Source organism: Arthrobacter sp. SLBN-100 (genome assembly GCF_006715305.1).
GTDB lineage: Bacteria > Actinomycetota > Actinomycetes > Actinomycetales > Micrococcaceae > Arthrobacter.
The window spans coordinates 2,551,311-2,573,870 of record NZ_VFMY01000001.1; the positions used below are offsets into that span (position 1 = coordinate 2,551,311).

Below are 22,560 nucleotides of genomic sequence, written 5' to 3' on the forward strand. Positions count from 1 at the left end.
GCACACTATGACCAACTTCGTTCCCACCCCCACCGTTCCGGCACCGGACATCGTCCGCTGCGCCTACATGGACATCGTGGTCACCGACCTCGCCAAATCCCGCGAGTTCTACGTCGACGTCCTGGGCCTGCACGTCACCGAAGAAGACGAGAACACCATCTACCTGCGGTCCCTGGAAGAGTTCATCCACCACAACCTGGTGCTGCGCAAGGGACCCATCGCCGCCGTCGCCGCCTTCGCCTACCGGGTGAAGTCCCCCGCCGAGGTGGACGCCGCCGAGGCCTATTACAAGGAACTTGGCTGCCGGACCGAACGCCGCGTCGGCGGCTTCACCAAGGGCGTTGGCGACTCCGTCCGGGTGGAGGACCCGCTGGGCTTCCCCTACGAGTTCTTCTACGACGTGGAGCACGTGGAGCGCCTTACCCAGCGCTACGACCTCTACTCCGCCGGCGAACTGGTCCGCTTGGACCACTTCAACCAGGTCACCCCGGACGTGCCCCGCGGCCGGGCCTACCTGGAGGACCTCGGCTTCCGCGTCTCCGAAGACATCAAGGATTCCGACGGCGTCACGTACGCCGCCTGGATGCACCGCAAGCAGACGGTCCACGACACCGCCCTCACCGGCGGCAACGGTCCCCGCATGCACCACGTCGCGTTCGCCACCCACGAGAAGCACAACATCATCCAGATCTGCGACAAGATGGGCGCCCTGCGGATCAGCGACCGGATCGAACGCGGCCCGGGCCGGCACGGCGTATCGAACGCGTTCTACCTCTACATCCTGGACCCGGACGGCCACCGCATCGAGATCTACACCCAGGACTACTACACCGGCGACCCGGACAACCCCACCATCACCTGGGACGTCCACGACAACCAGCGCCGCGACTGGTGGGGCAACCCCGTGGTCCCGTCCTGGTACACCGAAGCCTCCCTGGTCCTGGACCTGGACGGCAACCCGCAGCCCGTGATCGTGCGTGAGGAAAAGAGCGAAATGGCAGTCACCGTGGGCGCCGACGGCTTCTCCTACACCCGCAAAGACGCTTCGTCCGATGGGGACCGGACGGGCTTCAAGCTGGGGGCGCAGCTGTAGCCATGCTGGATGCCAAGACCATTGAGGCCATTGCCGATGAACTGCTCGAAGCCGGCCGGAGCCGGACCCCGGTCCCGCGCCTGACGGCCCGTTACCCGCACATGACGGTGGAGGATTCCTATGCGGTGCAGCAGCTGTGGCGGCGGCGGAACGAGGAGGCCGGCCGGGCCCTGGTGGGGCGCAAGATCGGCCTCACGTCCAAGGCAATGCAGGACGCCACAGGCATCACCGAACCCGACTACGGCGCCATATTTGACGACATGGTCCTGGATACCGGCTGCTCCGTGGAATGGGACCAGTACACCCACCCCCGGGTCGAGGTGGAACTCGCCTTCGTCCTGAAGGACGGGCTCAAAGGACCCGGTGTCACCATCTTCGACGTCCTGAAAGCCACCGACTACGTGGTCCCGGCCCTCGAAATCCTCGACTCCCGGATCGAGATGGAGGGCCGGACCATCGTGGACACCATCTCCGACAACGCCGCCATGGGCGCCATGGTGGTGGGCGGCCGTCCGGTAAAGCCCGACGCCGTGGACCTCCGCTGGGTCTCCGCCATCCTGTACAAGAACCAGACCGTTGAAGAAACCGGGGTGGCCGCCGGGGTGCTGGACCACCCGGCCAACGGTGTCCACTGGCTGGCCAACAAAATCGCCGCCCACGGTGATTCGCTGAAGGCCGGTGACATCATCCTCGCCGGCTCCTTCACCCGCCCGCTCTGGGTCTACAAGGGCGACACCGTCCACGCCGACTACGGACCCCTGGGGAGTGTCACATGCCGCTTCGAATAGAGGACACTTTCCGGGATGCCTTAGCTGTACAAAAACACAAAGCAGGCCGTCCGCTGGCGGGGATGTGGGTGTGCTCCGGCAGCCCACTCATCGCAGAACTCTGCGCCGGATCCGGCCTGGACTGGCTCCTGGTGGACGCGGAGCACAGCCCCAACGGCCTCGAATCCATCCTCGCCCAACTCCAGGCCATCCACGGCTACCCCGTCCACACCATGGTCCGGCCGCCCGTGAACGACACCGTGGTGATCAAGCAGTACCTGGACCTGGGCGTCCAGAACCTCCTGATCCCCATGGTCAACTCCGTCACGGAGGCCGAGGCCGCGGTGGCCGCCACCCGCTACCCGCCGCAGGGTGTCCGCGGGGTTGGTTCGGCGCTGGCCCGCGCCGCCCGCTGGAACCGGGTCCCGGACTACCTGGCCCGCGCCGGTGCGACCATCAGCGTCACCGTCCAGATCGAATCGACGGCGGCCGTGGACGCCGTGGCAGACATCCTTAAGGTCGACGGCGTCGATGCCATCTTCCTGGGACCTTCCGATCTTGCCGCCTCCATGGGCCTGCTGGGCCAGCAGGAACACCCTGAGGTGCGTGCCGCCGTCGAACACTGCCTCGCCGCCGCAAAAGCAGCCGGGAAACCCGCGGGCGTGAACGCCTTCAACCCGGACACCGCCCGCGGCTATCTGGCCTCCGGCGCGGCGTTCATCCTCGTCGGGGCCGACGTCGCCCTCCTGGCCAGGGGGTCCGAAGCCCTCGCCGCGCAATACATCAAGCCATCTGACGGCGAAACGCCCGCCGGCTACTAGCCCGGGTGGTGATTGAGCCCGTCGAAACCAACCCGGCGGTTCAGCCCGTCAAAACCAATGCCCCTGTAGACGGCCAGATAAAAGCAAGTACTGAGTACTCGTGCTTGCCCGGCCGTCCGACCCTATGTTTACGGGCAGAGCCATCTTTTACGCGTTCCCGGCTGGCCACGGTTCTCTACGCACCAATGAAGCGGTGAGGCATTTGTCTATTTCCACCCAGGCCCCAACTTCGTTCAGAGGTCGCAGGACTTCCTGGCTTTTCACAAGGCGGGGAGGTGGTTTCCCGGCTGGTCTTCGTCTGCGCGGGTCGCGGGATCTGCGGCTTTATGCACTGCTGACAGTACTGCTGCTTGCGCTCGGTGGTGTCCTGGCCGTGCCGGTTGCGTCGTCTGCTGCTGAGGGTGACGTTGGAGTCGAGGGCCCGTCGCATTCGGGGACGGGAACGCCGACGGGTACGAAGCGGGCCACGAGTTCGTTGTGGTTCAACGACGGGGCCTGGTGGGGGAACCTGTGGGACACGGCCAGCTCGGATTTCCATATCTTCCGGTTCAGCGCCGGAACGTGGGTAGATACGGGTGTGCTGACGGAACCGAGGGCGAACACGCATCATGACGTGTTGTGGGACGGGACGACGTTGTATGTGGCGAGCTACCGGTTCGTCAATGATGGCCTGCCGGCTGAGCCGAACTTCCCGACGACGATGCGGCGTTACAGCTACGACCCGGTTAAGAAGACGTACTCGCTGCTGACTTCCACAAACATCAACAACTACCGCGTTGAGGCCCTGACCATCGATAAGGACTCCACTGGCCGGGTGTGGGCCACCTGGCAGCAGGGGAACCAAATCTACCTGAACGTCACTGCCACGGACGGCAAGACCTGGGGGACCCCATTCGCTCATCCAGCGTCGTTAAGCAACGTGTCCGGGGACGACACGTCGGCTGTCATCGCGTTCGGACCCGGCAAGATGGGTGTGATGTGGAGCCGACAGGTTGGTGACTCCACGGACGGCATGTACTGGAGCTACCACGTCGATGGAGCGCTGAATACCGACTGGACCGCTCCTGTGGCGGCGGTGTCAGGACTGCGCAGCAGTGATGACCATATGAACTTGAAGTGGCTGGACTCCTCGGGTGGCCAGGTTTTCGCCGCAGTCAAGACGTCCTTCACGTCGGCGTCCCAGCCGCTGGTCCAGCTGTTGGCGTTCAGTGGAACGACGTGGTCCGCATACCCGATCGCGGCTGTGTCGGAGTGCCCGAACCGGGTGATCGTCCTGATTGACGAGAGCACCCGGATGCTGCGGACGTTCGCTACCTATCCGAAACCGGGTGGCACGACGAACGCCGGTGTTTGCACCAGTTCGGGGGGTGCGGTCTACGAGAAATCCACGCCGCTGGACAACATCAACTTCACCACCGCGAAGACGGTTCGTATCGTGGACGCGGACCAGTATGTCCACAACGTCGCGTCGACGAAGCAGAATCTCAACAGTGCGGCGCGGGGCACTGCCAACAGCGGCCTGCTGGTGCTCTCCGATGTGAATGCCACGAGCAGGTACTGGCACTTTTACGACCCCAGCAGCGGTGGTGGCAGTAGTGATACGACCGCTCCGACCCTGACGGCTACGGCTCCGGCTGCCGCTGCCACCGGGGTGGCGGTGACGGCGAACGTGACGGGCTCGTTCTCGGAGGAAATGGATCAGTCGACGGTCACGTCGAACACGTTTACGTTGACGGCGGGGACGACGACGGTGCCGGCCACGGTGACGGCCACGGTGACGGCCACGGTGACGTACAACAGCACGGACAAAGTTGCGACGCTGGACCCCAGTACGGATCTGGCGCCGGGCACCACGTACACAGCGACAATCAGGGGCGGCTCCGGCGGCGTCAAAGATGTTGCCGGTAACGCGATAGCGTCGGACAGGACCTGGACCTTCACCACGGCTTCCGCGGCCGGCAGCACGTCGGAGACCGTCACGCTCACGGCCATCGCCGACAGCTATGTGTCGAGCGGAGCCACGGGGACGAACTATGGCACGAGTACCGCGTTATGGGTGGACAACAGCCCCGTGCAGGTCACGTACCTGAAGTTCGACCTGTCGGCGTATGCGGGCAGGACGCTGGAGAGCGCCACGTTGCAGCTGGGTAGCGCCGAGAATGGGTCGACGGGTAAGCAGAACGTCAAGCTGGTTGCCGATGACAGCTGGACCGAGGGCGGGATCACGTACAACAACCGCCCGGCGGCCGGCACCAGCATCGGCACGCTCGGCCCGACAGCCACCAACACCAGCTACAGCGTTCCGCTGACGGTCACTGGCCTGGCCGCCGAGCTCGGCCAACAGCTCTCACTTGGCCTGGACACCAGCAGCAGCGACGGCCTGCTCCTCAGCTCCAAGGAGGCCGGCAGCGCGGCCGCACCCCGGCTGGTGCTCACACTGAGGTAGGTTGCAACGGTGTATCGGACAGAAGTAAGCGGTCTTTCGATTGCCTACGAACGGACCGGTAAGGGCCCGGCGTTGGTGCTGCTGCATGGCTTTTCCCTGGATTCACGGATGTGGCGGCCACAACTGGAAGAACTCTCCGATGACTTCACGGTGTTTGCCTGGGATGCTCCCGGCGCAGGCCGCTCCTCCGATCCTCCCGGCCCCTTTGGACTCGGGGATTGGGCAGATTGCCTTGCCGGCTGCCTCCGTGCTGCCGGGCTCATGCGAGCACACATTCTTGGCCTTTCCTGGGGAGGAATCCTCGCGCAGGAGTTCTACCGTCGCCACCCGTCGTTCGTGGAGTCGCTGGTCCTGGCCGACACATATGCCGGCTGGAAAGGCTCCCTTCGCGATCCGCTTCCCCAACAGCGCCTTGACGCTTGCCTTCGTGATGCCTCGCTGCCGCCGGACGACTTTGTGGCAAAGTACCTTCCATCGATGTTCAGCCGCTCCCCTGGCCGGCAAGCCCTCGAGGAACTGGCGGGCATCATGCGCGGCTTCCATCCCTCAGGCTTCCGTCTGATGGCTAAGGCATCCGCCGTGGACACCCGTGAGATCCTGCCGACAATAGCCGTTCCCACCCTGCTGCTGTGGGGAGAATCGGACGGAAGATCGCCCATTACTGTTGCGCACCAGTTGCATGAGGGCATCGCCGGTGCACGGCTTTCTGTCATTCGTGAAGCCGGGCACGTCAGCAATCTGGAAAACCCGGAAGCATTCAATACGGAGATCCGCGACTTCTGCCTCAGGATCCCGCACTCGTAGTTTCCTGACCAGGGAGCCGGGCACACGAAAGCCCCTCAGCTGCCGCAGCGGGTAGCCACCGCAATCGGCGTTCCCTCAACGTCAAGGGTCCTGCGCGAAAAGACAAGAGAACCGGCCGGCAGGTAACGCAGACTGGGAGCAACCCGCCGGTCATCCGGCTCGCGCGTTTGCTACTCGGAGTGGAGTATCTCTTGGAAACCTATGATGCGCTTCTTGCGTCGATAACCCCCACGTCCGGCCCTACCCGGACCATCCCCGACCCGGCCACCGGCGAAACTGTTGGCGAGGCGCCCATCCACACCCTTGAATACCTGGAACAGGCCGTTGCCGCCGCCCAGGCAACGCAGCCGGCCTGGGCTGCCTTGGGCCACGAGGGCAGGTCGGCCGCCCTGCTCAAAGCAGCCGACGCCGTCGAACGCTCCGCCGAGGAGCTCGCCCGCCTGCTCTCCCGTGAGCAGGGCAAACCCCTCAATGGCCCCAACGCCCGCTTTGAAGTCGGGGCATGCGCCGCCTGGCTGCGCACCGCGGCCACTACCCCGCTGGAGCCGGAAACACTCGTGGACGACGGCGAAACGTACGCCGAACTGCACTACAAGCCCATCGGCGTCGTGGGTGCCATCGGCCCCTGGAACTGGCCCATGATGATCACCATCTGGCAGATCGCTCCCGCACTTCGGATGGGAAACGCGGTAGTGGTCAAGCCGTCTGAATACACGCCGCTGAGCGTCCTGGCGCTGGTATCAGTTATCAACGAAGAACTGCCCGAAGGCCTGCTGTCCGTGGTTTCCGGGGGCCGGGACGTAGGCGCCCGCCTCGCCGAACACCCGGCGGTCGGAAAGGTCATGTTTACGGGCTCCACCGCCACGGGCAAGGCCATCATCCGGTCCTCCGCGGACACCGTCAAGCGGCTCACCCTCGAGTTGGGCGGGAACGACGCCGGCATCGTCCTGCCCGACGCCGACCCCAAGGCGATCGCCGAAGGGCTTTTCTGGGGCGCCTTCATCAACACCGGCCAGACCTGCGCGGCCCTGAAGCGCCTCTACGTCCACGATGACATCTACGATGCCGTCTGCGAAGAACTCACCAAGGTCGCCGCGGCCATGCCCATGGGCAACGGCCTCGACGAGAACAACGTCCTGGGCCCGCTGCAGAACAAAGCCCAGTACAGCATCGTCGCCAACCTGGTGGACGCCGCCAAGGAATCAGGCGCGCGTATCCTGCTCGGCGGAAACCCCGATACCGCCCGGCCCGGCTACTTCTACCCCACCACCCTGGTGGCGGATATCGACGACGACAACCCGCTTGTGGCTGAGGAACAGTTCGGTCCCGCCCTGCCCATCATCCGCTACAGCACCGTGGACGAGGCCGTGGAGAAGGCGAACGCGCTCGACGTCGGACTTGGCGCCTCAGTCTGGTCCGCGAACCTCCCCGCCGCCCGCGAAGTGGCAGCGCGACTCCAGGCCGGCACCGTCTGGATCAACAAGCACGGGGCTGTGGACCCGCGGGTCCCGTTCGGCGGCGCCAAGCAGTCCGGTTACGGCCTTGAGTTCGGCGTCGAAGGACGCAAAGCCCTCGGCGTACCGCAGGTCATTAGCGGATAAGCACCACACCCCGGCGTCGCTGCCCCCGCCAATTACGGGGCTACCCCATTGCAGGGGCGGCGACGGTCCGGCCGGAGAGCTGGCTGCGGGCCCACCGGGCGAGCTTCTTGCCCTTGCCCTTCCACCAGTTGTCCTCGTCCTTGTCGTGGTGCAGGCGGAAGATGATGGCCATCAGCACGAACATGCCCATCACCACATCAATCCAGGACGCCAGCACCAGGGCAATCAGGACGGTCAGCCCGTTGGCGATGATGGACGGAATGGCGAGGGTCCGGAAAACCGTGCTGGCAACGTAGCGCCGGTGGGACCGGGGCACGGACAGGGCGCGCACCATGTCGAAGCACACACAGACCACCACCACCGTCTGGCCGAGCGCCAGCAGGATCTGGCCGGGAATGGAGCCGCTGAACGCGGCCACCGCCTCCATGCCCGGGCTCACGGCCGGGCCTTGCTTTGAGCATCAAACATCAAAACCCCCAGAAACTTGGAACCACTGCTGCTGATCCAGCAGTGGTTCCATTTAAGTTTCCGGGGGCGGGACCGTCACGAGTAGTAGGTACTCTAATTTCGGCCGGCCCGCTTAAGCCGGCACCTATTGCCCAATGGCCCGTGGCCGCCACAGCACCACAGCCTGCGACCGCGGCCGGGGGCGCTGGCCGCGGACCAGGCTCACCACGTCGCCTGCCGCGCCCGCCGCGAAGATCCGGGAATCGAACGGCTGCGGGCGCCGGCTGAGTTCCTCGGCGAGTTCCGAAACCCGGCGCTGCAGGGCGGCCACCTGGTTTTCGAGTTCCAGGATCCGCTTGATGCCTTCGAGCGAGACGCCTTCCTGGGACAGCCGCTGCACCTCGCGCAGCATGTTCACGTCCCGTTGCGAGTAGCGGCGGGACTTGCCGGGCGCACGGCTGGGGGAAACGATGCCCAGCCGGTCATATTGCCGCAGCGTCTGGGGGTGCATGTCCGCCAGTTCAGCCGCCACCGAGATCACAAAGATCGGCTGGTCGGAGTTGATGTCCACGGCTCACCCGCTGCTAAAGCCGGGCCTTGGCGGCCAGGCCCTCTCGGACGTCGGCTCCGGAGGTGGCTTCGGCAAACGCCTTGACCGCGGCTTCGGCTTCCTTGTTCAGGTTCTTGGGAACGGCGACGTCGATGGTCACCAGCAGGTCGCCGGTCCCCTTGGACGTCTTCACGCCTTTGCCCTTTACCCGCAGCGTACGGCCCGACGGCGTCCCGGCCGGCACGCGGACACGCACCTTTTCGCCCTCGATAGTGGGCACTTCGACGTCGGCGCCCAAAGCAGCTTCCGGGAAGGTGACCGGTACGTGGATGCGGAGGTTGTCGCCGTCGCGCGTGTAGAACTGGTGTGGCTGCACCGAGACGGTCACCACCAGGTCGCCGCTTCCGGCAGCACCGGGCTGGCCCTTGCCGCGCACGCGGACCTTCTGGCCGTCCTTGATGCCGGCAGGGATGCGGACATCGATGACCTCACCGCTCGGCTCGCGCAGTCCGATGGCGGTGCCGCGGATGGACCCGGCGAACGAAATACTGGTGGACGCTGTGCGGTCCGCGCCCTTTTGCGGGGCGCGCTGGAAGCCCGTTTGCCCAAAGCCGCCGCCGAACAGGTCGGCGAACTCGGGTGGAATGCCGCCGCTGGACGGGTTGAACCCGCCCGCGTGCCGCCCGGTGTTGCCGGTGAACAGGCCGCCGAACATGTCCTCGAACCCGGCACTGCCGGCACCGGCCCCGCCGGGAGCAAAACGCGCGCCGCTTCCCATGGCACGGATCGCGTCATACTGCTGGCGCTCTTCGGGATCGGAGAGCACTGAGTAGGCCTCGGAGATGTCCTTGAACTTCTTCTCGGAAGCAGTGTTCCCCGCATTCGTATCAGGGTGGTGCTGCCGCGCAAGCTTCCGGTAGGCCTTCTTGATGTCGGCGTCGGAAGCGTCCTTGGCAACACCAAGGATCTTGTAAAAATCCTTGTCCACCCAATCCTGGCTAGCCAATGGCGTTTCCTTTCAAAGTACAAAAGCGTTAAGGCGACATTACCGCTCAGCCGGAGCGGATGAGGGGGCCCGGGAGTGGCATCGGGCCTGCCGGAGCGTGGCGGCTTGGTCCGTAGGACAAAAGCCGCCACGCGTAGGGGCGGGGCCCCCTCATCCGCGGAGGCTGTAGGTGACTACGCCGGGACGGCCACAATCACCTGGGCTGCGCGGAGGACACGTTCGGCTGACTTGTAGCCGGAGCGGAGCACCTGGCTGACGGTGTCAACTTCGATGTCCTGGCCGGGCTGCTGGATGAGGGCCTCGTGGATGGTGGGGTCGAACTCCACACCGGTCTCATCGATGCGTACCAGGCCGTAGGTCTTCAGCGCATTCTCCAGCTTGGTGGCGATCGCGGCGAACGGACCGTCCGTGAGGTCGCCGTGCTGGCGGGCTGCGTCGATATCGTCCAGGACCGGCAGCAGCGAGTTCAGGACGCCGATGACGGCCATCTCCCCTGCCACGGCCCGATCGCGTTCAACGCGCTTGCGGTAGTTGACGTACTCGGCCTGCAGGCGGAGGAGGTCGTTCTTCAGCTCGGCCGCCTCAGCGCTGCTTGTCCCTGCCGCAACCCCCTGGGCAACGGATTCCTCAGCCGGCACTTCCATGCCGTTGAGGATCTCAGCAGCCTGGGCCAGTGCGTCGCCGTCGGAATCCTCGGAACCGGGACCGGCGCCCGGGGCGGTGCTGCCGTCTTCAGCGTGACCGCCCTCGGGGTGCCGGGCCTGGCCGGTCACCGGGTCAACCTTGCGGTTGTCCCGGATGACCGGTTCCTGGTGGCCGTTGCCCTGCTGCTCCTGGCGCTGCTCTTCACGGGGTGACGTGTTGTGCTCTTCCTCGTTACCGTGATGCGGCATGGTTACTTCTTCGCTTCGTCTTCGTCGATGATCTCGGCGTCAACGATGTCTTCGTCGCCAGCCTTGTCACCAGCCGCGGCACCGCCAGCGGCGCCTTCAGCACCTGCAGAACCGGTTGCGCCGTCAGGTGAACCGGCCTGGGCGTAGATGGCCTCGCCCAGCTTGCCCTGGGAAGCCTGCAGCTTCTCGAAGGCTGCCTTCACCGCGGCGTCGTCCGTGCCTTCGAGGGCCTTCTTCAGGTCGTCGACGTCGGCCTGGACCTCGGTCTTGACCTCTTGCGGCAGCTTGTCGGCGTTGTCGGCGATCAGCTTGTCCACCGAGTAGGCGAGCTGCTCGGCGGAGTTGCGGGTGTCGGTTGCCTCGCGGCGGGCCTTGTCCTCGGCTGCGTGCTCCTCGGCGTCACGGACCATGCGGTCGATGTCTTCCTTGGAGAGCGCGGTGCCGCCGGTGATGGTCATGGACTGTTCCTTGCCGGTGCCCTTGTCCTTCGCGGAGACGTGGACGATGCCGTTGGCGTCGATGTCGAAGGTGACCTCAACCTGCGGAACGCCGCGCGGAGCCGGAGCAATGCCGGTCAGCTCGAACGTGCCCAGCGGCTTGTTGTCCCGGGTGAACTCGCGCTCGCCCTGGAACACCTGGATGGCCACGGACGGCTGGTTGTCGTCCGCAGTGGTGAAGGTCTCGGACCGCTTGGTGGGGATGGCGGTGTTGCGCTCGATCAGGTGCGTCATCACGCCGCCCTTTGTTTCGATGCCAAGGGAGAGCGGGGTGACGTCGATCAGGAGGACGTCCTTGCGCTCACCCTTCAGCACGCCGGCCTGGAGTGCGGCGCCAACGGCAACCACCTCATCCGGGTTAACGCCCTTGTTGGGCTCCTTGCCGCCGGCCAGTTCCTTGACCAGTTCGTAAACTGCGGGCATACGGGTGGAACCGCCGACGAGGACGATGTGGTCGATCTCGGAAAGCTTGATGCCGGCTTCCTTGATGACGTCCTGGAACGGCTTCTTGGTGCGGTCGAGCAGGTCCTTGGTGAGGTCCTGGAACTTGGCGCGGGTCAGCTGCTCATCCAGGTGGACCGGACCGTCGGGGGTAACGGACAGGTACTGGAGGGACACGTTGGTGCTGGTGGAGGAGGAAAGCTCCTTCTTGGCCTGCTCCGAAGCCTCGCGAAGGCGCTGCAGGGCGATCTTGTCCTTGGACAGGTCGATGCCCTTGACCTTGAGCTGCTTGAGCAGGTAGTCAACGACGCGCTGGTCCCAGTCGTCGCCGCCGAGGTGGTTGTCGCCGGCGGTGGAGCGGACCTGGATGGTGGAGAAGTTGTCCTCATCCTTGCCGACTTCAAGCAGGGAAACGTCGAACGTTCCGCCGCCGAGGTCGAAGACGAGGATGAGTTCGTCTTCCTTGCCCTTGTCCAGGCCGTACGCCAGGGCTGCCGCAGTGGGCTCGTTGACGATGCGCAGGACGTTGAGGCCAGCGATTTCGCCGGCTTCCTTCGTAGCCTGGCGCTGGGCGTCATTGAAGTACGCGGGCACGGTGACGACGGCGTCGGTGACCTTCTCGCCCAGGTACGACTCGGCGTCGTTCTTGAGCTTCATGAGGATACGGGCGGAGATTTCCTGCGCCGTGTACTTCTTGTCGTCAATGTTGACGGTCCAGTCCGTACCCATGTGGCGCTTGACCGACGCGATGGTGCGGTCAATGTTGTTGACGGCCTGGCGCTTGGCGATTTCGCCAACCAGCACCTCGCCGGACTTGGAGAATGCAACCACCGACGGCGTGGTGCGGCCACCCTCGGCGTTGGCAATAACGGTGGGCTCGCCACCTTCGAGAACGGAGACGACGGAGTTGGTGGTTCCGAGGTCGATACCTACTGCACGTGACATGTGTTGCTTCCTTCTTTCCTTGGAAACTGCTGGCGCCCTGATGATTGAGCGTTCTGCACTCAACTCTACTCAGGGCGCCGGCGATGTCAATCCAAAGTTGAGTGGAGTACGCTCAACTTTGGCTGTGAAGCAGATGGAGACACTGGCTTTTCCTTGCAGTTCCGGGCTTAACGGCCGACGGCGGCCCTCCGTTTCGCTCTTGGAGAACCGCTTCGCCGGGCTTTTTTTCGTGAAAAATTTCCCGCCAGCGCTACCTTTCGGTGCCGCTGTGGCCGTGCAGGGGACCGCGCTCCTCCGCCGTGGTGTTCACCTGCCCGTCCGTAAGCCGCTCGCGGATGCCGTCCGCTGCGCGGGCCGAGCCTGTGGTGCCGGCCTCGCCGTAGTCGCCGTCCGGGTATTCGCCATCCTCAAGGTTCTCAGCGGGCTCCCCCGCCGTTCCGGCATCACCGTAATCGCCGTCCACATACTGCCCGCCCTCGCCCTCCAGTCCGGGGGCAGTACTTCCCCTGCGGGCCTCCTCGCCGGGGATTTCCGGGTTCTCAGTCATGGTGCATCTCTCCTTTGAGTTCCGCGTCCACGCGGGCGCACTTGCAGTCTAACCAGCGCAAACTTCCGCCAACAGGGGCCGCTGCCCGCCCTCAGCCCTCTTGGGACAGCAACCCCGCCACGCCTGCCAGAACGCGGAGGTGATAGTCAAAAAGCTCATCCGGGGCCGAGAAGGTGTCCGGCCCGTACTGGTTGAAGACCTCGAAGCTCACCGCTCCAAACAGAGCGCTCCACACCAGGACGCCGCGCGCCACCATCCGCTCGGACATGTCCAGGTTGAACTGCGAGCGGATGGCGGAGAGGTCCGCGCCAAGCGCCGCAGGAATGTCCCCCACGCCCGGCTCCCCGACCTTTAGCCTGCCGGCGCGCGCCGCGGCGTCGAGGAGCCCGACCAGCGTGACGATAACGCGGGTACCTGGCCCGGTAGTGCGCTCCGCAGGGGCTTCATACCCGGGAACGGGACTGCCGAAAAGGAGGGCGTAACTGGCGGGCTCACGCATCGCCCACGCCCGGACGGCCCGGCCCAGCGCGCAAAACCGGCCCACATGGTCAACTTCTGGAACAGCAGCGACGGCAGCATCCACTTCGTCGCCGAGTTCGCCGAAGGCATCGATCAGCAGCAGCGTCAACAACTCGTCGCGGTTTTCCACGTACCTGTAGACCGCGGATGACACCACACCCAGGTCCCGGGCGACGGCGCGAAGCGAAAGTGCGGCGGCACCGTGGACGGCAAGGTGCTGCCGGCCCAGCCGGATGATGTCGGCAACAGTCCGGGCCCGGGCCCGCTCCCGGGGCGTCCTTGGCTGCAGGGACCGCGGATTCCGGCTTGCGGGCAGTTCTGCGACTGCCGCCCTTGGTTCCTTTTCCAGTTCAGTCACAGCTTCAGCATGCCACACCGGGAGAGCAGTGAAAGCAATAGAGAGCGCCGCTCTTGACTTCGCTGCTGTCGCGCCCCATGCTGTTTGTGAGAGCACCGCTCTCTCTACGGCGGACCAGGAGGACGAGTGTCAAAAACATACGTGGTGACCGGAGCAGGGCCCGTGGGCTGGACCGTCGCCGAGCAGCTGGCCGGCAGGGGCCACCAGGTGCGCATTCTTACCCGTTCGGGCAGCGGACCCGCGCACCCGCTGGTGGAGCGCGTTGCGGGCGATGCGAAGGACCCCTCCCAGCTGCGGAAGGTGTTGACCGGCGCAAGCGCAGTCTTCCACTGCATCCATGGCTCCGCCTACAGGGCCGCAACATGGGAGGCCGAACTGCCTGCCGCGGAGCGGGCGGTGCTGGAGGCAGCGGAGGAGGCGGGCGCCGTCGTCGTATTTCCCGAAAGCCTCTACTCGTACAGCGAGCCCAGCCGCGTTATGACGGAAAGCAGCCCGAGGGCAGCCACGGGCGGCAAGCGCGGAGTGCGGACGGCACTCCTGCAGGCGCGGGCGGCAGCCAAGGTATCGACGGTCAGCGTGGTGGCCGGTGACTTCTACGGCCCTCAAGTCCGGATGGCGCACGCAGGCGAACGGATGGTTCCGGCAATCCTGGCCGGCAAAAACCTCAACGTCCTGGGCAGCGCCACCCAGCCGCACTCCTTTACCTTCGTTCCGGACCTCGCGGCGGCCATGATTGCCGCGGCAGAAACGCCGTCGGCATGGAACAAGGTGTGGCACGCCCCCACCGGGCCGGCCCTCACCCAGCAGGAACTCGCCAACAGCATGGCCCGGGCCGCGGGTAAACCAGCCCCGAAGGTGCGGGTGCTGCCGGGTTGGGCAGTCCGCGCTGTCGGAATCTTTTCCACCGATGCCCGCGAGCTGGCCGAGATGCTTTACCAGTTTGAGAAGCCATTTGTTATGGACTCCTCGCTCACCGAAGCAACCCTGGGCATCAGTCCTACCCCTTTGGACGAGGCAGCAGCAGCCACGGTGGCATGGTGGCGGCAGCAGAACCAGAGCTAGCGGCTGCGGACCTCTTCCACCTCGGGCGCGGGGGCTCCGGAACCTTCCGCATCAGCCTGCGGCCGTCCCGGTTTGCCCGGCCACCAGATGCGCGGACCGATGTGGTAGGCCAGTGCGGGAACCAGCAGCGAGCGCACCAGGATGGTGTCCAGCAGCACCCCGAAGGCCACGATGAACGCGAGCTGCACCAGGAACATAATCGGAATGACCCCGAGTGCGGCGAACGTGGCGGCCAGGACCACGCCGGCGGACGTAATCACGCCGCCGGTCACGCCAAGCCCGCGAAGAATGCCGGGCCGGGTGCCGTGTTTCAGGGATTCCTCGCGGACCCGGCTCATGAGGAAGATGTTGTAGTCAACGCCGAGCGCCACCAGGAACACAAAACCGAACAGTGGAACCGTGGCATCTGCGCCCGGGAAACCCAGGATGTTGTTGAAAACGAAGGCGGAGACGCCCATGGCCGCCCCGTAGGACAGCACCACCGAGAGAACCAGAAGCACCGGGGCCACGATGGAACGCAGCAGCAGCATCAGGATAAAGAGGATCACCACGAGGACCACCGGGATGATGATCACCAGGTCGCGCTGTGCGGTGGTGTTGGTATCCAACGCCGTCGCGGTCACGCCGCCTACCAGCGCCCCCGGGTCCACGGCTTTCACCTTCGCCCGAAGGGCTTTTACCGTCTCCCCGGCCGCCAGCGAATCCGCAGCGTTGTTCAATGTCGCGTTGATCAGCACCTTTCCGTCACGGACGTCGGGGGCGCTGGGAGCACCGGGGACTCCGGTGATCGGCACGGATCCCCGGGCCAGCAGATAAGCCTCGCCGACGCCGTCGGCCGCCTTCACCCTGTCCAGCACTTCCTGTGCCTTCCCCTGGTCGGCAACCACGACGGCGGGGCTGCCGCTGCCGGCGTCGAAATGGCGTGCCAGCGCGTCCTGGCCGTCCACAGCGTTGGATGCGGTGAGGATGACGTCCGTCTGGGGGACGCCGTTTGCCTTCAGCTGCAGGAGGCCGCTTGCTGCAACCACGAGCAGCAGGACGGAAGCCACCCAGACAGTCCGGGGCCGCCGGGAAACGAGGGAGCCCGTGGCACGCCACAAGCCCTTCTGGCCCTCGAGTCCGGTCACCAACTCCGGCTCACGCTGGTCCGCAGGGACGAGCTTGGGCCGGAACGGCCAGAATGCAGCCCGGCCCAGGAGTGCCATCAGTGCGGGAAGCAGGGTCAGGGCGGCGAACAGCGAGCAAAGGATTCCGGCCGCAGCCACGGGACCCAGGGCTTTGTTGGAATTCAGGTCCGAGAACAGCAGGCACAGGAGGGCGATGATCACGGTGGCGCCGGATGCCAGGATGGGCTCGAAGGAGGCCTTCCAGGCTGTCAGCACGCCGGCGGTGCGGTTGGTGGTGTGGGTCAGCGCCTCACGGAACCTCGCCACAAACAGCAGGGCGTAATCCGTGGCGGCACCGATAACCAGGATGGACAAGATGCCCTGGCTCTGCCCGTTGAGCTGGATCCACCCGGCTTTGGCCATGCCGAACACCAGCAGGATGGCCGCGCACAGGGCGAAGACAGAGGTCAGCAGCACCACGATGGGCAGCAGGAGGGAGCGGTAGACAACCAGCAGGATCACGAACACGGCCCCCAGGGCCACCAGCAGGAGGATGCCATCGATGCCGGCAAACGCTGCCGTGAGGTCAGCCGCGAGCCCCGCAGGACCGGTGACGTAGGTTCTCATGCCCTCCGGAGCCGATCTGGCGACCGTATCCCGCAACTCCCGGACAACCTCCTTCACCTCTTTGGAAGCGTCGATCGGGACGATGAACTGCACCGCCATCCCGTCTGCAGACGGGATGGGCCCAATCACCGTGCCGCCCAGCTGAAGCCCTTCCAGTTCCGTCCGGAGCTCGGCGAACCCGCCCAGCCGGGCCGGGTCCAGGGCTTCGCCGCCTTCCAGGACGATAACGCCGGGCACCTCGTCCGAATCCCGGAACTTCGCCTGCCAGTCCTGGGCGGCAGTGGCTTCGGCACCAGCCGGCAGGAATGACGCCTGGTCATTTGAAGAGACCTCGTCCAGGCGCCCGAAGGTGGGCCCGCCAACGCCGGCGAGCGCCAGCCAGGCCAGCACGAGGATGACGGGGACGAGCCAGCGCAGCCAGAAGGGGACGCGCTCCTTCGCGGGGGAATGGGGTTTCATGATGCCTTCCGGACAGCGACGGGAGTAGGATTGGTTCCATCCTAGAGTATCTCTGCCATGGAGATAAGTGCTGGCCTAGCTTTTTCTTCTGCCCGCCCAATACAAAGGGGTACCCGCGGCTGAAGTAATATCCGTCAGGACGGCCCGGCGCTGGAGCGGCCTGGCGAAAGAGCTGTGCGGCAAGAATCTGGAGGTGGACGTGGCAGGCAACACCACCCCCGCCGCGCCCGAGCCTTTCCGGGGCGTGGGCGCCCGGAAAGGTGGGGACCCTTCGCAGGGCGCGCCTCCCCAAGGCGGGGGCCCGCACCCGCTGATACGGCTCCTTCAGGAGTTCACGCTCGAAGCGAACCGCTATGTGGATACGGCCGGCGGCCGGAAGGACATGCACCGGACGGACCTCAATGCGCTGGCCGTCATCATGCGCCACACCGCAAACGGTAGCTCCGTCACTCCCGGGCTGCTGCGGAAGGAACTGAACCTCAGCTCTCCTGCCACCACCGCCCTGATTGACAGGCTGGACAGTTCAGGACACGTAGTGCGGGAGCGGGACAGCGCCGACCGCCGGCAGGTCCACCTTCGAATGACGCCGAAGGCATTCGAAGAAGGCGGCGCCATCTTCGCTCCACTCGCACGCCAAATGGGCAGCGCAATGGCCAAATTCTCCCCCCAAGAACTGGAAACAGTCACCCGCTTCATGACGGCGATGGTGGAAGCCACGGTGGCGGCGCGGGAAGAACCACCTACGGATTAGCGCCCAACTGACTGGCACTTAACGCCCCCACCTTTTCGGGACGTTAAATGCCACCCTGTTGGGGGTAGCGTTTGCTTATGAGTGCGCAGCAGCCTGAAGACGACGTTTACACGCACGGCCACCACGAGTCGGTGGTCCGCGCCCATGCCGCCAGGACCGCCGAGAATTCGGCCGCATTTGTCCTGCCGCACCTGACGCCCGGAACAGACTTGCTCGACGTCGGCTGCGGCCCGGGCAGCATCACGTGCGATTTCGCCGCGCTGGTGAGCCCCGGCAAAGTCATCGGCCTGGACCGCTCGCCGGACATCATTGCCCAGGCCAAGGCCCTCGCCGTCGAGCGCGAGGTGGCGAACGCTGAATTCATTGCCGGCAACATTTACGACCTTCCCTTCGAGAACGAGTCGTTCGACGTCGTGCATGCCCACCAGGTGCTTCAACACCTGACCGACCCCGTTGAGGCGTTGCGGGAAATGCGAAGGGTGGCAAAGCCCGGCGGGATCGTAGCCGTTCGCGACGCCGACTTCCACGGCATGAGCTGGTACCCAGCCATCCCGGAGCTGGATGAGTGGATGGAGCTTTACCAGCGCATCGCACGGAGGAACGGAGCAGAGCCCGACGCCGGGCGGCGGCTGGTGAGCTGGGCACAGTCAGCGGGATTTACGGACGTCGCGCCCACCAGCAGCAACTGGCTCTATGCGACGGGCCAGCAGCGCCGCTGGCAGGCGCGCGTCTGGGGCGAGCGTGTGCTCCATTCGGCGTTCGCCGAGCAGGCGCTGGAGTACGATTTCGCCAATCCCGCGGACTTGGCCAGGATCTCCGCCGGCTGGCACCGCTGGGGATCCACGGACGACGGCTGGTTCCTGATTCCCAACGGGGAGGTAATAGCGCGGGCTTAGGCCATCTAAAGCGACATCGCCGATATCCACATAACAACCCTGCGGGCTGCCAGGGGCTGCTGTCCGGGAATATGGTCGGGCACATGACGGGAGCTGGGCTTCCTGGGTCCCCTGCACATTCCTGACGAGTTCTACGAGCCTTGGAGCGACGAGGAGATGGGGGCCGCGGAATGATGCGAGTCCTCCTCGATACCCATGTTTTCCCACCTTTACGCTTCTGAACTCGCGGTCTCGTCGCCTCGCACCCTGGCGGCAGGACAACTGGACTGGGACCATAAGGAGCCCTTCGACCGCATACTCGCCGCGCAGGCCATGGTGGAGGGGCTTACCCTCGTTACCGCAGATGAGGACCTGGAGGCTTTCGGGCCCGTGGCAACCCTCTGGTGAATGCGGCACTAAACTTGGCTGGTGCAATTTTCCCTTTGGCTCGCCCTGGCCGGCGCCGGCGTCCTGATCAGCTTCACCCCCGGTGCAGGGGCCATCAACACCATGAGCAATTCCCTGAACGCCGGGTTCCGGCGCTCCATGTGGGGGATTCTCGGCCAGCAGGCAGCACTGGTGATCCACGTGGTGATCGTTGCCCTTGGAGTGGGGGTCCTGGTGGCCAGCTCGCCGATCGCCTTCAACGTCATCCGCTACTCAGGGGCGGCTTACCTGGTGTATCTGGGCGTCAGGCAGTTCCTCAGCAAGCCGGACCTTGAGCAGGAGAAAATTGCCGGCCTGAGAAATGAGTCCGCCTGGTCCATCTTCCGGCGCGGGTTCTGGGTAAACCTGCTGAACCCGAAGGCAATCATCTTCTTCCTTGCCTTTATGCCCCAGTTCATCCGGCCAGAGCGTCCCCTCCTCGCCCAGTACATCGTCCTGACGGCAACGATCGTCACCATCGACATCCTGGTGATGTGGTTCTTCTTCGCGGCCGCCGCCAGGTCCTTTGAGCGGTTCACCCGCAACGCGCGGGGACAGCTGGTCCTCAACCGGTCATTCGGCGTGCTTTTTGTTGCGGTGGGCATCCTGCTGGCCTTCCTCCACTAGCCTCCCGGCTTGCACGCCACACGGGTATGTGACGGAAAAACAAACCATCTTTACAAAACAGTCAACCTTTGTGAACCTGCCGCTAGCCAACAGTGCCCATTAGCACGCATGCTTAGTACATGAACTCAGCGTCGAGCCCATATCGCATTATCGCCGTCTGTACCGGAAACATCTGCCGGTCCCCCATGGCTGAGCTGATGCTCGCCGCCGCGCTGGAACGCGAAGGGCTGGACGGACTCGTGACCGTGGATTCCGCGGGTACAACCGGCTACGAGGCAGGCCGGCCGATAGACCCGCGCGCGGCACGACGCTTAGGCGCAACGCATCTCATCTCGGACCGGCACATCGCCCGCCAGTGGCAGCACGCGTGGTTCCGCGAACGCGACCTGATCCTGGCCCTGGACATTGACCACTACGCCTGGTTAAGCGAGTCCGCCCCGGATCAGGAGTCGCGGGACAAGATCCGCATGCTGCGCAGCTTCGATCCGCGGCTGGCGGACAAGGACCTGCTGGACCAAGGCATCGAGGACCCATGGTACGGCGGTCAAGCCGACTTCGATACCGTCTGGCACGAAGTCCACGCGGCCCTGCCCGGACTGGTGGATTACATCAAAGGTGCCGTGCTGAAAAACGCCCAGCTCCAGCGGCAGGCATGAGTCACGAGCATTACCTGCCCCAGCAGGGCCAACCCGGCTTGCAGAGATGAAAGCCCGGCAGGGATAACGGTACGCTCTAATCCATGAGCCCAGCCCCCGTCATCATCGCCGTCGACGGGCGCTCAGGCGCAGGCAAAACCACCCTCGCCGTCGAGCTGGCGGCACGGTTGCGCGCCCACCACAAGGTCTCGCTGTTCCACCTTGAGGACATCTACCCTGGGTGGAACGGTTTGATGGCGGGCATCGACCGCTACGTGGCCACGGTCCTGGAACCCCTGAGCCGCGGCGACGCGGCCACCTGGACCAGCTGGGACTGGGAAAACCATTACGACGGCGGATCCCGCGTCACCCTGCCCGCCGAGATTGTCATCGTTGAGGGAGTGGGGGCCGCTGCCGCCGCGGCCAGGCCGCTGCTCAGCGCCGTCGTCTGGGCCGACTCCCCGGAAGACATCCGCCGGACCCGGGCCCTGGACCGCGACGGCGGAACCTACGAACCCTACTGGGACCAGTGGGCGGCGCAGGAAGAGGAATGGCTGCACGGCGACGACGTCCCGCAGCACGCTGACGTGCGCGTGCTGAACCTGGCTGACGGATCTGCCCCTGCGGACGTGCTGCAGCTCCTGCCGCACCTTCCCGCACTGGCCCCTGCGCTGTCCCCTGAACTCTCGGCCCGCCGAGCCCTCAGCCTCCGGGCCGAGCGCCTTGACCGCCGGCCCGACGCAGCGGCCTTGTTCAGTTCCCTCTATGGCGCATCGGCCAACGCCGTCTGGCTGGACTCCTCCAATGCCGGCTCTTCCAACGGGAGCTCTTCCAACGGGAGCTCTTCCAACGCGGGATCTTCCAACGCCGGCCCTGCTGCCCTCGCCCGGGAGGACCAGGCAGGATCTGCAGCCATTGAGCGCAGCCGCTTCAGCATCATGGCCGACGACGCAGGGCTGTTGGGCCGGTCCGTGACGCACCGTTCCGGCCGCAGCAGGATCCAGGCGGGATGCGCCTCTGCGGTGGTGGCAGGCCCCTTCTTCCGCTGGCTGGACACCGTGTGGGGCGACGCGGCTGTGAGCAGCCCGGAAGGCTATCCCGGCGAATTCACGCTGGGCTGGCTCGGCTGCCTTGGCTATGAGCTCAAACGGGAAACCGGCGGAACAGACCATTCTGCCCCCACGCCTGACGCGGCCCTGATCTTCGCAGACAGGGCTGTGGTCCTGGATAATGCCGAAGGCACGGCCTGGCTCCTGGCCTTCGACGCCGCAGATGCCGATGAATGGCTGGAAAATGCCCGCACCGCCGTCGAATCAGCCGCCGGTTCCGCCGCCCAGGCAGGCCATGGCGCCCAGGCCGGCGGCAGCAACGGCGTCGTACTTGCGGGCGCGCCCACCTTCACAAGCCGCGATTCGGGCGCGGCCTACCGGCAAAAAATTACCGCCGCCCAACGCGAAATAGCCGAGGGAAACACGTACGAGGTCTGCCTGACTACCACGCTGTCGGCCCGGATTCCGGCAGCCGCGCTGGACCCCTGGCAGACATACCTGGCCCTGCGCCGGAAAAACCCGGCACCCTTTGCCAGCTATCTTCGGTTTGGCGGCCTCGCCGTAGCCAGCACCTCGCCCGAGCGCTTCCTGAAAATAGCATCCGACGGCGGCATGCGCGCCGAACCCATCAAGGGGACCCGTGGCCGTGCCTCCGATCCGGGTGAAGACGCCGCACTGCGCACCGACCTTGAGACGTCGCTGAAGGACCGAGCGGAGAACATCATGATCGTGGATTTGCTGCGGAACGACCTCAGCCACTTCGCCATCCCCGGCTCGGTGACCGTCAGCCGGCTCTGTGCGATCGAAAGCTACGCCACCGTCCACCAGATGGTGAGCACCATCGACGCCCAGCTGCAGCGCGGGACGTCCCGGGCGGAGGCGGTGGCCGCCTGTTTCCCGGCCGGCTCCATGACCGGCGCGCCCAAGATCAGCACCATGGCCATCCTGGACCGGCTGGAAGGCGACGGACGCGGGCTCTATTCCGGCGCAATCGGCTACTTCTCCTTGAATGGTGCCACGGACCTCGCCGTCGCCATCAGGACCCTGGTGATCAACGCCGGCGGCGACGGAACCGCGGAACTGACCCTCGGCGTCGGCGGCGCCATCACGGCCGATTCAGTACCGGACGAGGAGTACGAGGAAATCCGCACCAAGGCTTTCGGGGTCCTCTCGACGCTGGGCGTGGAGTTCCCCGACGCCTGACACTT

The 22,560-nt window shown here is 65.4% G+C and carries 21 protein-coding genes; 13 read left to right on the forward strand and 8 right to left on the reverse strand.

Features of this window, described 5'->3' with window-relative positions; translation table 11 throughout:
- Positions 1 to 7: 7 nt before the first annotated feature.
- The 6 genes from hpaD to FBY31_RS11925 all read left to right on the forward strand — a co-directional run bounded on the left by hpaD (position 8) and on the right by FBY31_RS11925 (position 7,532).
- The gene (gene hpaD, locus FBY31_RS11900) at positions 8 to 1,093 is read left to right on the forward strand and encodes a 3,4-dihydroxyphenylacetate 2,3-dioxygenase (RefSeq protein WP_142041027.1); all 1,086 of its coding nucleotides are present in this window, start codon (positions 8 to 10) and stop codon (positions 1,091 to 1,093) included.
- A 2-nt stretch (positions 1,094 to 1,095) separates the two neighbouring features.
- Positions 1,096 to 1,881: a 2-oxo-hept-4-ene-1,7-dioate hydratase gene (gene hpaH, locus FBY31_RS11905; protein ID WP_142041030.1), complete on the forward strand. Its 786-nt coding sequence runs from the start codon at positions 1,096 to 1,098 to the stop codon at positions 1,879 to 1,881.
- Complete coding sequence (locus FBY31_RS11910) at positions 1,866 to 2,681, forward strand: HpcH/HpaI aldolase family protein (protein ID WP_200833357.1); 816 nt, start codon at positions 1,866 to 1,868, stop codon at positions 2,679 to 2,681. The genes hpaH and FBY31_RS11910 overlap by 16 nt, the downstream gene beginning before the upstream one ends.
- 613 nt (positions 2,682 to 3,294) lie before the next feature.
- The gene (locus tag FBY31_RS11915; RefSeq protein ID WP_235013033.1) at positions 3,295 to 5,127 is read left to right on the forward strand and encodes a CBM96 family carbohydrate-binding protein; all 1,833 of its coding nucleotides are present in this window, start codon (positions 3,295 to 3,297) and stop codon (positions 5,125 to 5,127) included.
- Positions 5,128 to 5,136: 9 nt separating this feature from the next.
- Positions 5,137 to 5,931, forward strand: a complete 795-nt coding sequence (locus tag FBY31_RS11920; protein WP_142041033.1) for an alpha/beta fold hydrolase — start codon at positions 5,137 to 5,139, stop codon at positions 5,929 to 5,931.
- A gap of 191 nt (positions 5,932 to 6,122) precedes the next feature.
- Entirely contained in the window at positions 6,123 to 7,532 is a 1,410-nt protein-coding gene (locus tag FBY31_RS11925; RefSeq protein WP_142041036.1) for an aldehyde dehydrogenase family protein, read from the forward strand.
- 40 nt (positions 7,533 to 7,572) lie between these two features.
- Here the strand turns inward: FBY31_RS11925 and FBY31_RS11930 are convergent, their stop codons facing one another.
- The 7 genes from FBY31_RS11930 to FBY31_RS11960 form a co-directional block, all read right to left on the reverse strand.
- Positions 7,573 to 7,959, reverse strand: coding sequence for a hypothetical protein (locus FBY31_RS11930; protein ID WP_142045299.1), 387 nt, complete (start codon positions 7,957 to 7,959; stop codon positions 7,573 to 7,575).
- A 165-nt stretch (positions 7,960 to 8,124) separates the two neighbouring features.
- The gene (locus tag FBY31_RS11935; protein WP_142041040.1) at positions 8,125 to 8,550 is read right to left on the reverse strand and encodes a heat shock protein transcriptional repressor HspR; all 426 of its coding nucleotides are present in this window, start codon (positions 8,548 to 8,550) and stop codon (positions 8,125 to 8,127) included.
- Positions 8,551 to 8,563: 13 nt separating this feature from the next.
- Positions 8,564 to 9,535 (reverse strand): DnaJ C-terminal domain-containing protein, encoded by a 972-nt coding sequence (locus tag FBY31_RS11940; protein ID WP_200833358.1) that lies wholly within the window; start codon positions 9,533 to 9,535, stop codon positions 8,564 to 8,566.
- A 173-nt stretch (positions 9,536 to 9,708) separates the two neighbouring features.
- Positions 9,709 to 10,428: a nucleotide exchange factor GrpE gene (gene grpE / locus FBY31_RS11945; RefSeq protein ID WP_142041043.1), complete on the reverse strand. Its 720-nt coding sequence runs from the start codon at positions 10,426 to 10,428 to the stop codon at positions 9,709 to 9,711.
- Positions 10,429 to 10,430: 2 nt separating this feature from the next.
- A complete protein-coding gene (gene dnaK, locus FBY31_RS11950) occupies positions 10,431 to 12,311 on the reverse strand; it encodes a molecular chaperone DnaK (protein ID WP_142041047.1) in 1,881 nt (626 codons plus the stop codon).
- Positions 12,312 to 12,561: 250 nt separating this feature from the next.
- Positions 12,562 to 12,858, reverse strand: coding sequence for a hypothetical protein (locus FBY31_RS11955; protein ID WP_142041050.1), 297 nt, complete (start codon positions 12,856 to 12,858; stop codon positions 12,562 to 12,564).
- Positions 12,859 to 12,949: 91 nt separating this feature from the next.
- On the reverse strand, positions 12,950 to 13,693 hold the full coding sequence (locus tag FBY31_RS11960) for a TetR/AcrR family transcriptional regulator (RefSeq protein ID WP_142045303.1): 744 nt from the start codon (positions 13,691 to 13,693) through the stop codon (positions 12,950 to 12,952).
- A gap of 168 nt (positions 13,694 to 13,861) precedes the next feature.
- On the opposite strand from FBY31_RS11960, the gene FBY31_RS11965 reads away from it, so the two are divergent.
- Positions 13,862 to 14,797 carry an NAD-dependent epimerase/dehydratase family protein gene (locus FBY31_RS11965; RefSeq protein WP_142041053.1) on the forward strand — a complete coding sequence of 312 codons (936 nt, stop codon included), beginning with the start codon at positions 13,862 to 13,864 and terminating at the stop codon, positions 14,795 to 14,797.
- On the opposite strand, the gene FBY31_RS11970 is transcribed toward FBY31_RS11965, so the two are convergent.
- Positions 14,794 to 16,989, reverse strand: a complete 2,196-nt coding sequence (locus tag FBY31_RS11970) for an MMPL family transporter (RefSeq protein WP_142041056.1) — start codon at positions 16,987 to 16,989, stop codon at positions 14,794 to 14,796. The two genes, FBY31_RS11965 and FBY31_RS11970, sit on opposite strands and share 4 nt — an antisense overlap.
- 310 nt (positions 16,990 to 17,299) lie before the next feature.
- Here FBY31_RS11970 and FBY31_RS11975 point away from each other — a divergent pair, with 310 nt between their 5' ends.
- The 6 genes from FBY31_RS11975 (at position 17,300) to pabB (ending at position 22,555) form a co-directional block, all read left to right on the forward strand.
- Positions 17,300 to 17,740: a MarR family winged helix-turn-helix transcriptional regulator gene (locus FBY31_RS11975; RefSeq protein ID WP_235013202.1), complete on the forward strand. Its 441-nt coding sequence runs from the start codon at positions 17,300 to 17,302 to the stop codon at positions 17,738 to 17,740.
- A 77-nt stretch (positions 17,741 to 17,817) separates the two neighbouring features.
- Positions 17,818 to 18,636: a methyltransferase domain-containing protein gene (locus tag FBY31_RS11980; RefSeq protein WP_142041060.1), complete on the forward strand. Its 819-nt coding sequence runs from the start codon at positions 17,818 to 17,820 to the stop codon at positions 18,634 to 18,636.
- A gap of 195 nt (positions 18,637 to 18,831) precedes the next feature.
- On the forward strand, positions 18,832 to 19,023 hold the full coding sequence (locus tag FBY31_RS11985) for a type II toxin-antitoxin system VapC family toxin (protein WP_235013034.1): 192 nt from the start codon (positions 18,832 to 18,834) through the stop codon (positions 19,021 to 19,023).
- 21 nt (positions 19,024 to 19,044) lie between these two features.
- Positions 19,045 to 19,668 (forward strand): LysE family transporter, encoded by a 624-nt coding sequence (locus FBY31_RS11990; RefSeq protein WP_142041064.1) that lies wholly within the window; start codon positions 19,045 to 19,047, stop codon positions 19,666 to 19,668.
- Positions 19,669 to 19,787: 119 nt separating this feature from the next.
- A complete protein-coding gene (locus FBY31_RS11995) occupies positions 19,788 to 20,324 on the forward strand; it encodes a low molecular weight protein-tyrosine-phosphatase (protein ID WP_142041069.1) in 537 nt (178 codons plus the stop codon).
- Between the two features lie 83 nt (positions 20,325 to 20,407).
- Positions 20,408 to 22,555: an aminodeoxychorismate synthase component I gene (pabB, locus tag FBY31_RS12000; RefSeq protein WP_142041072.1), complete on the forward strand. Its 2,148-nt coding sequence runs from the start codon at positions 20,408 to 20,410 to the stop codon at positions 22,553 to 22,555.
- Positions 22,556 to 22,560 lie beyond the last annotated feature (5 nt).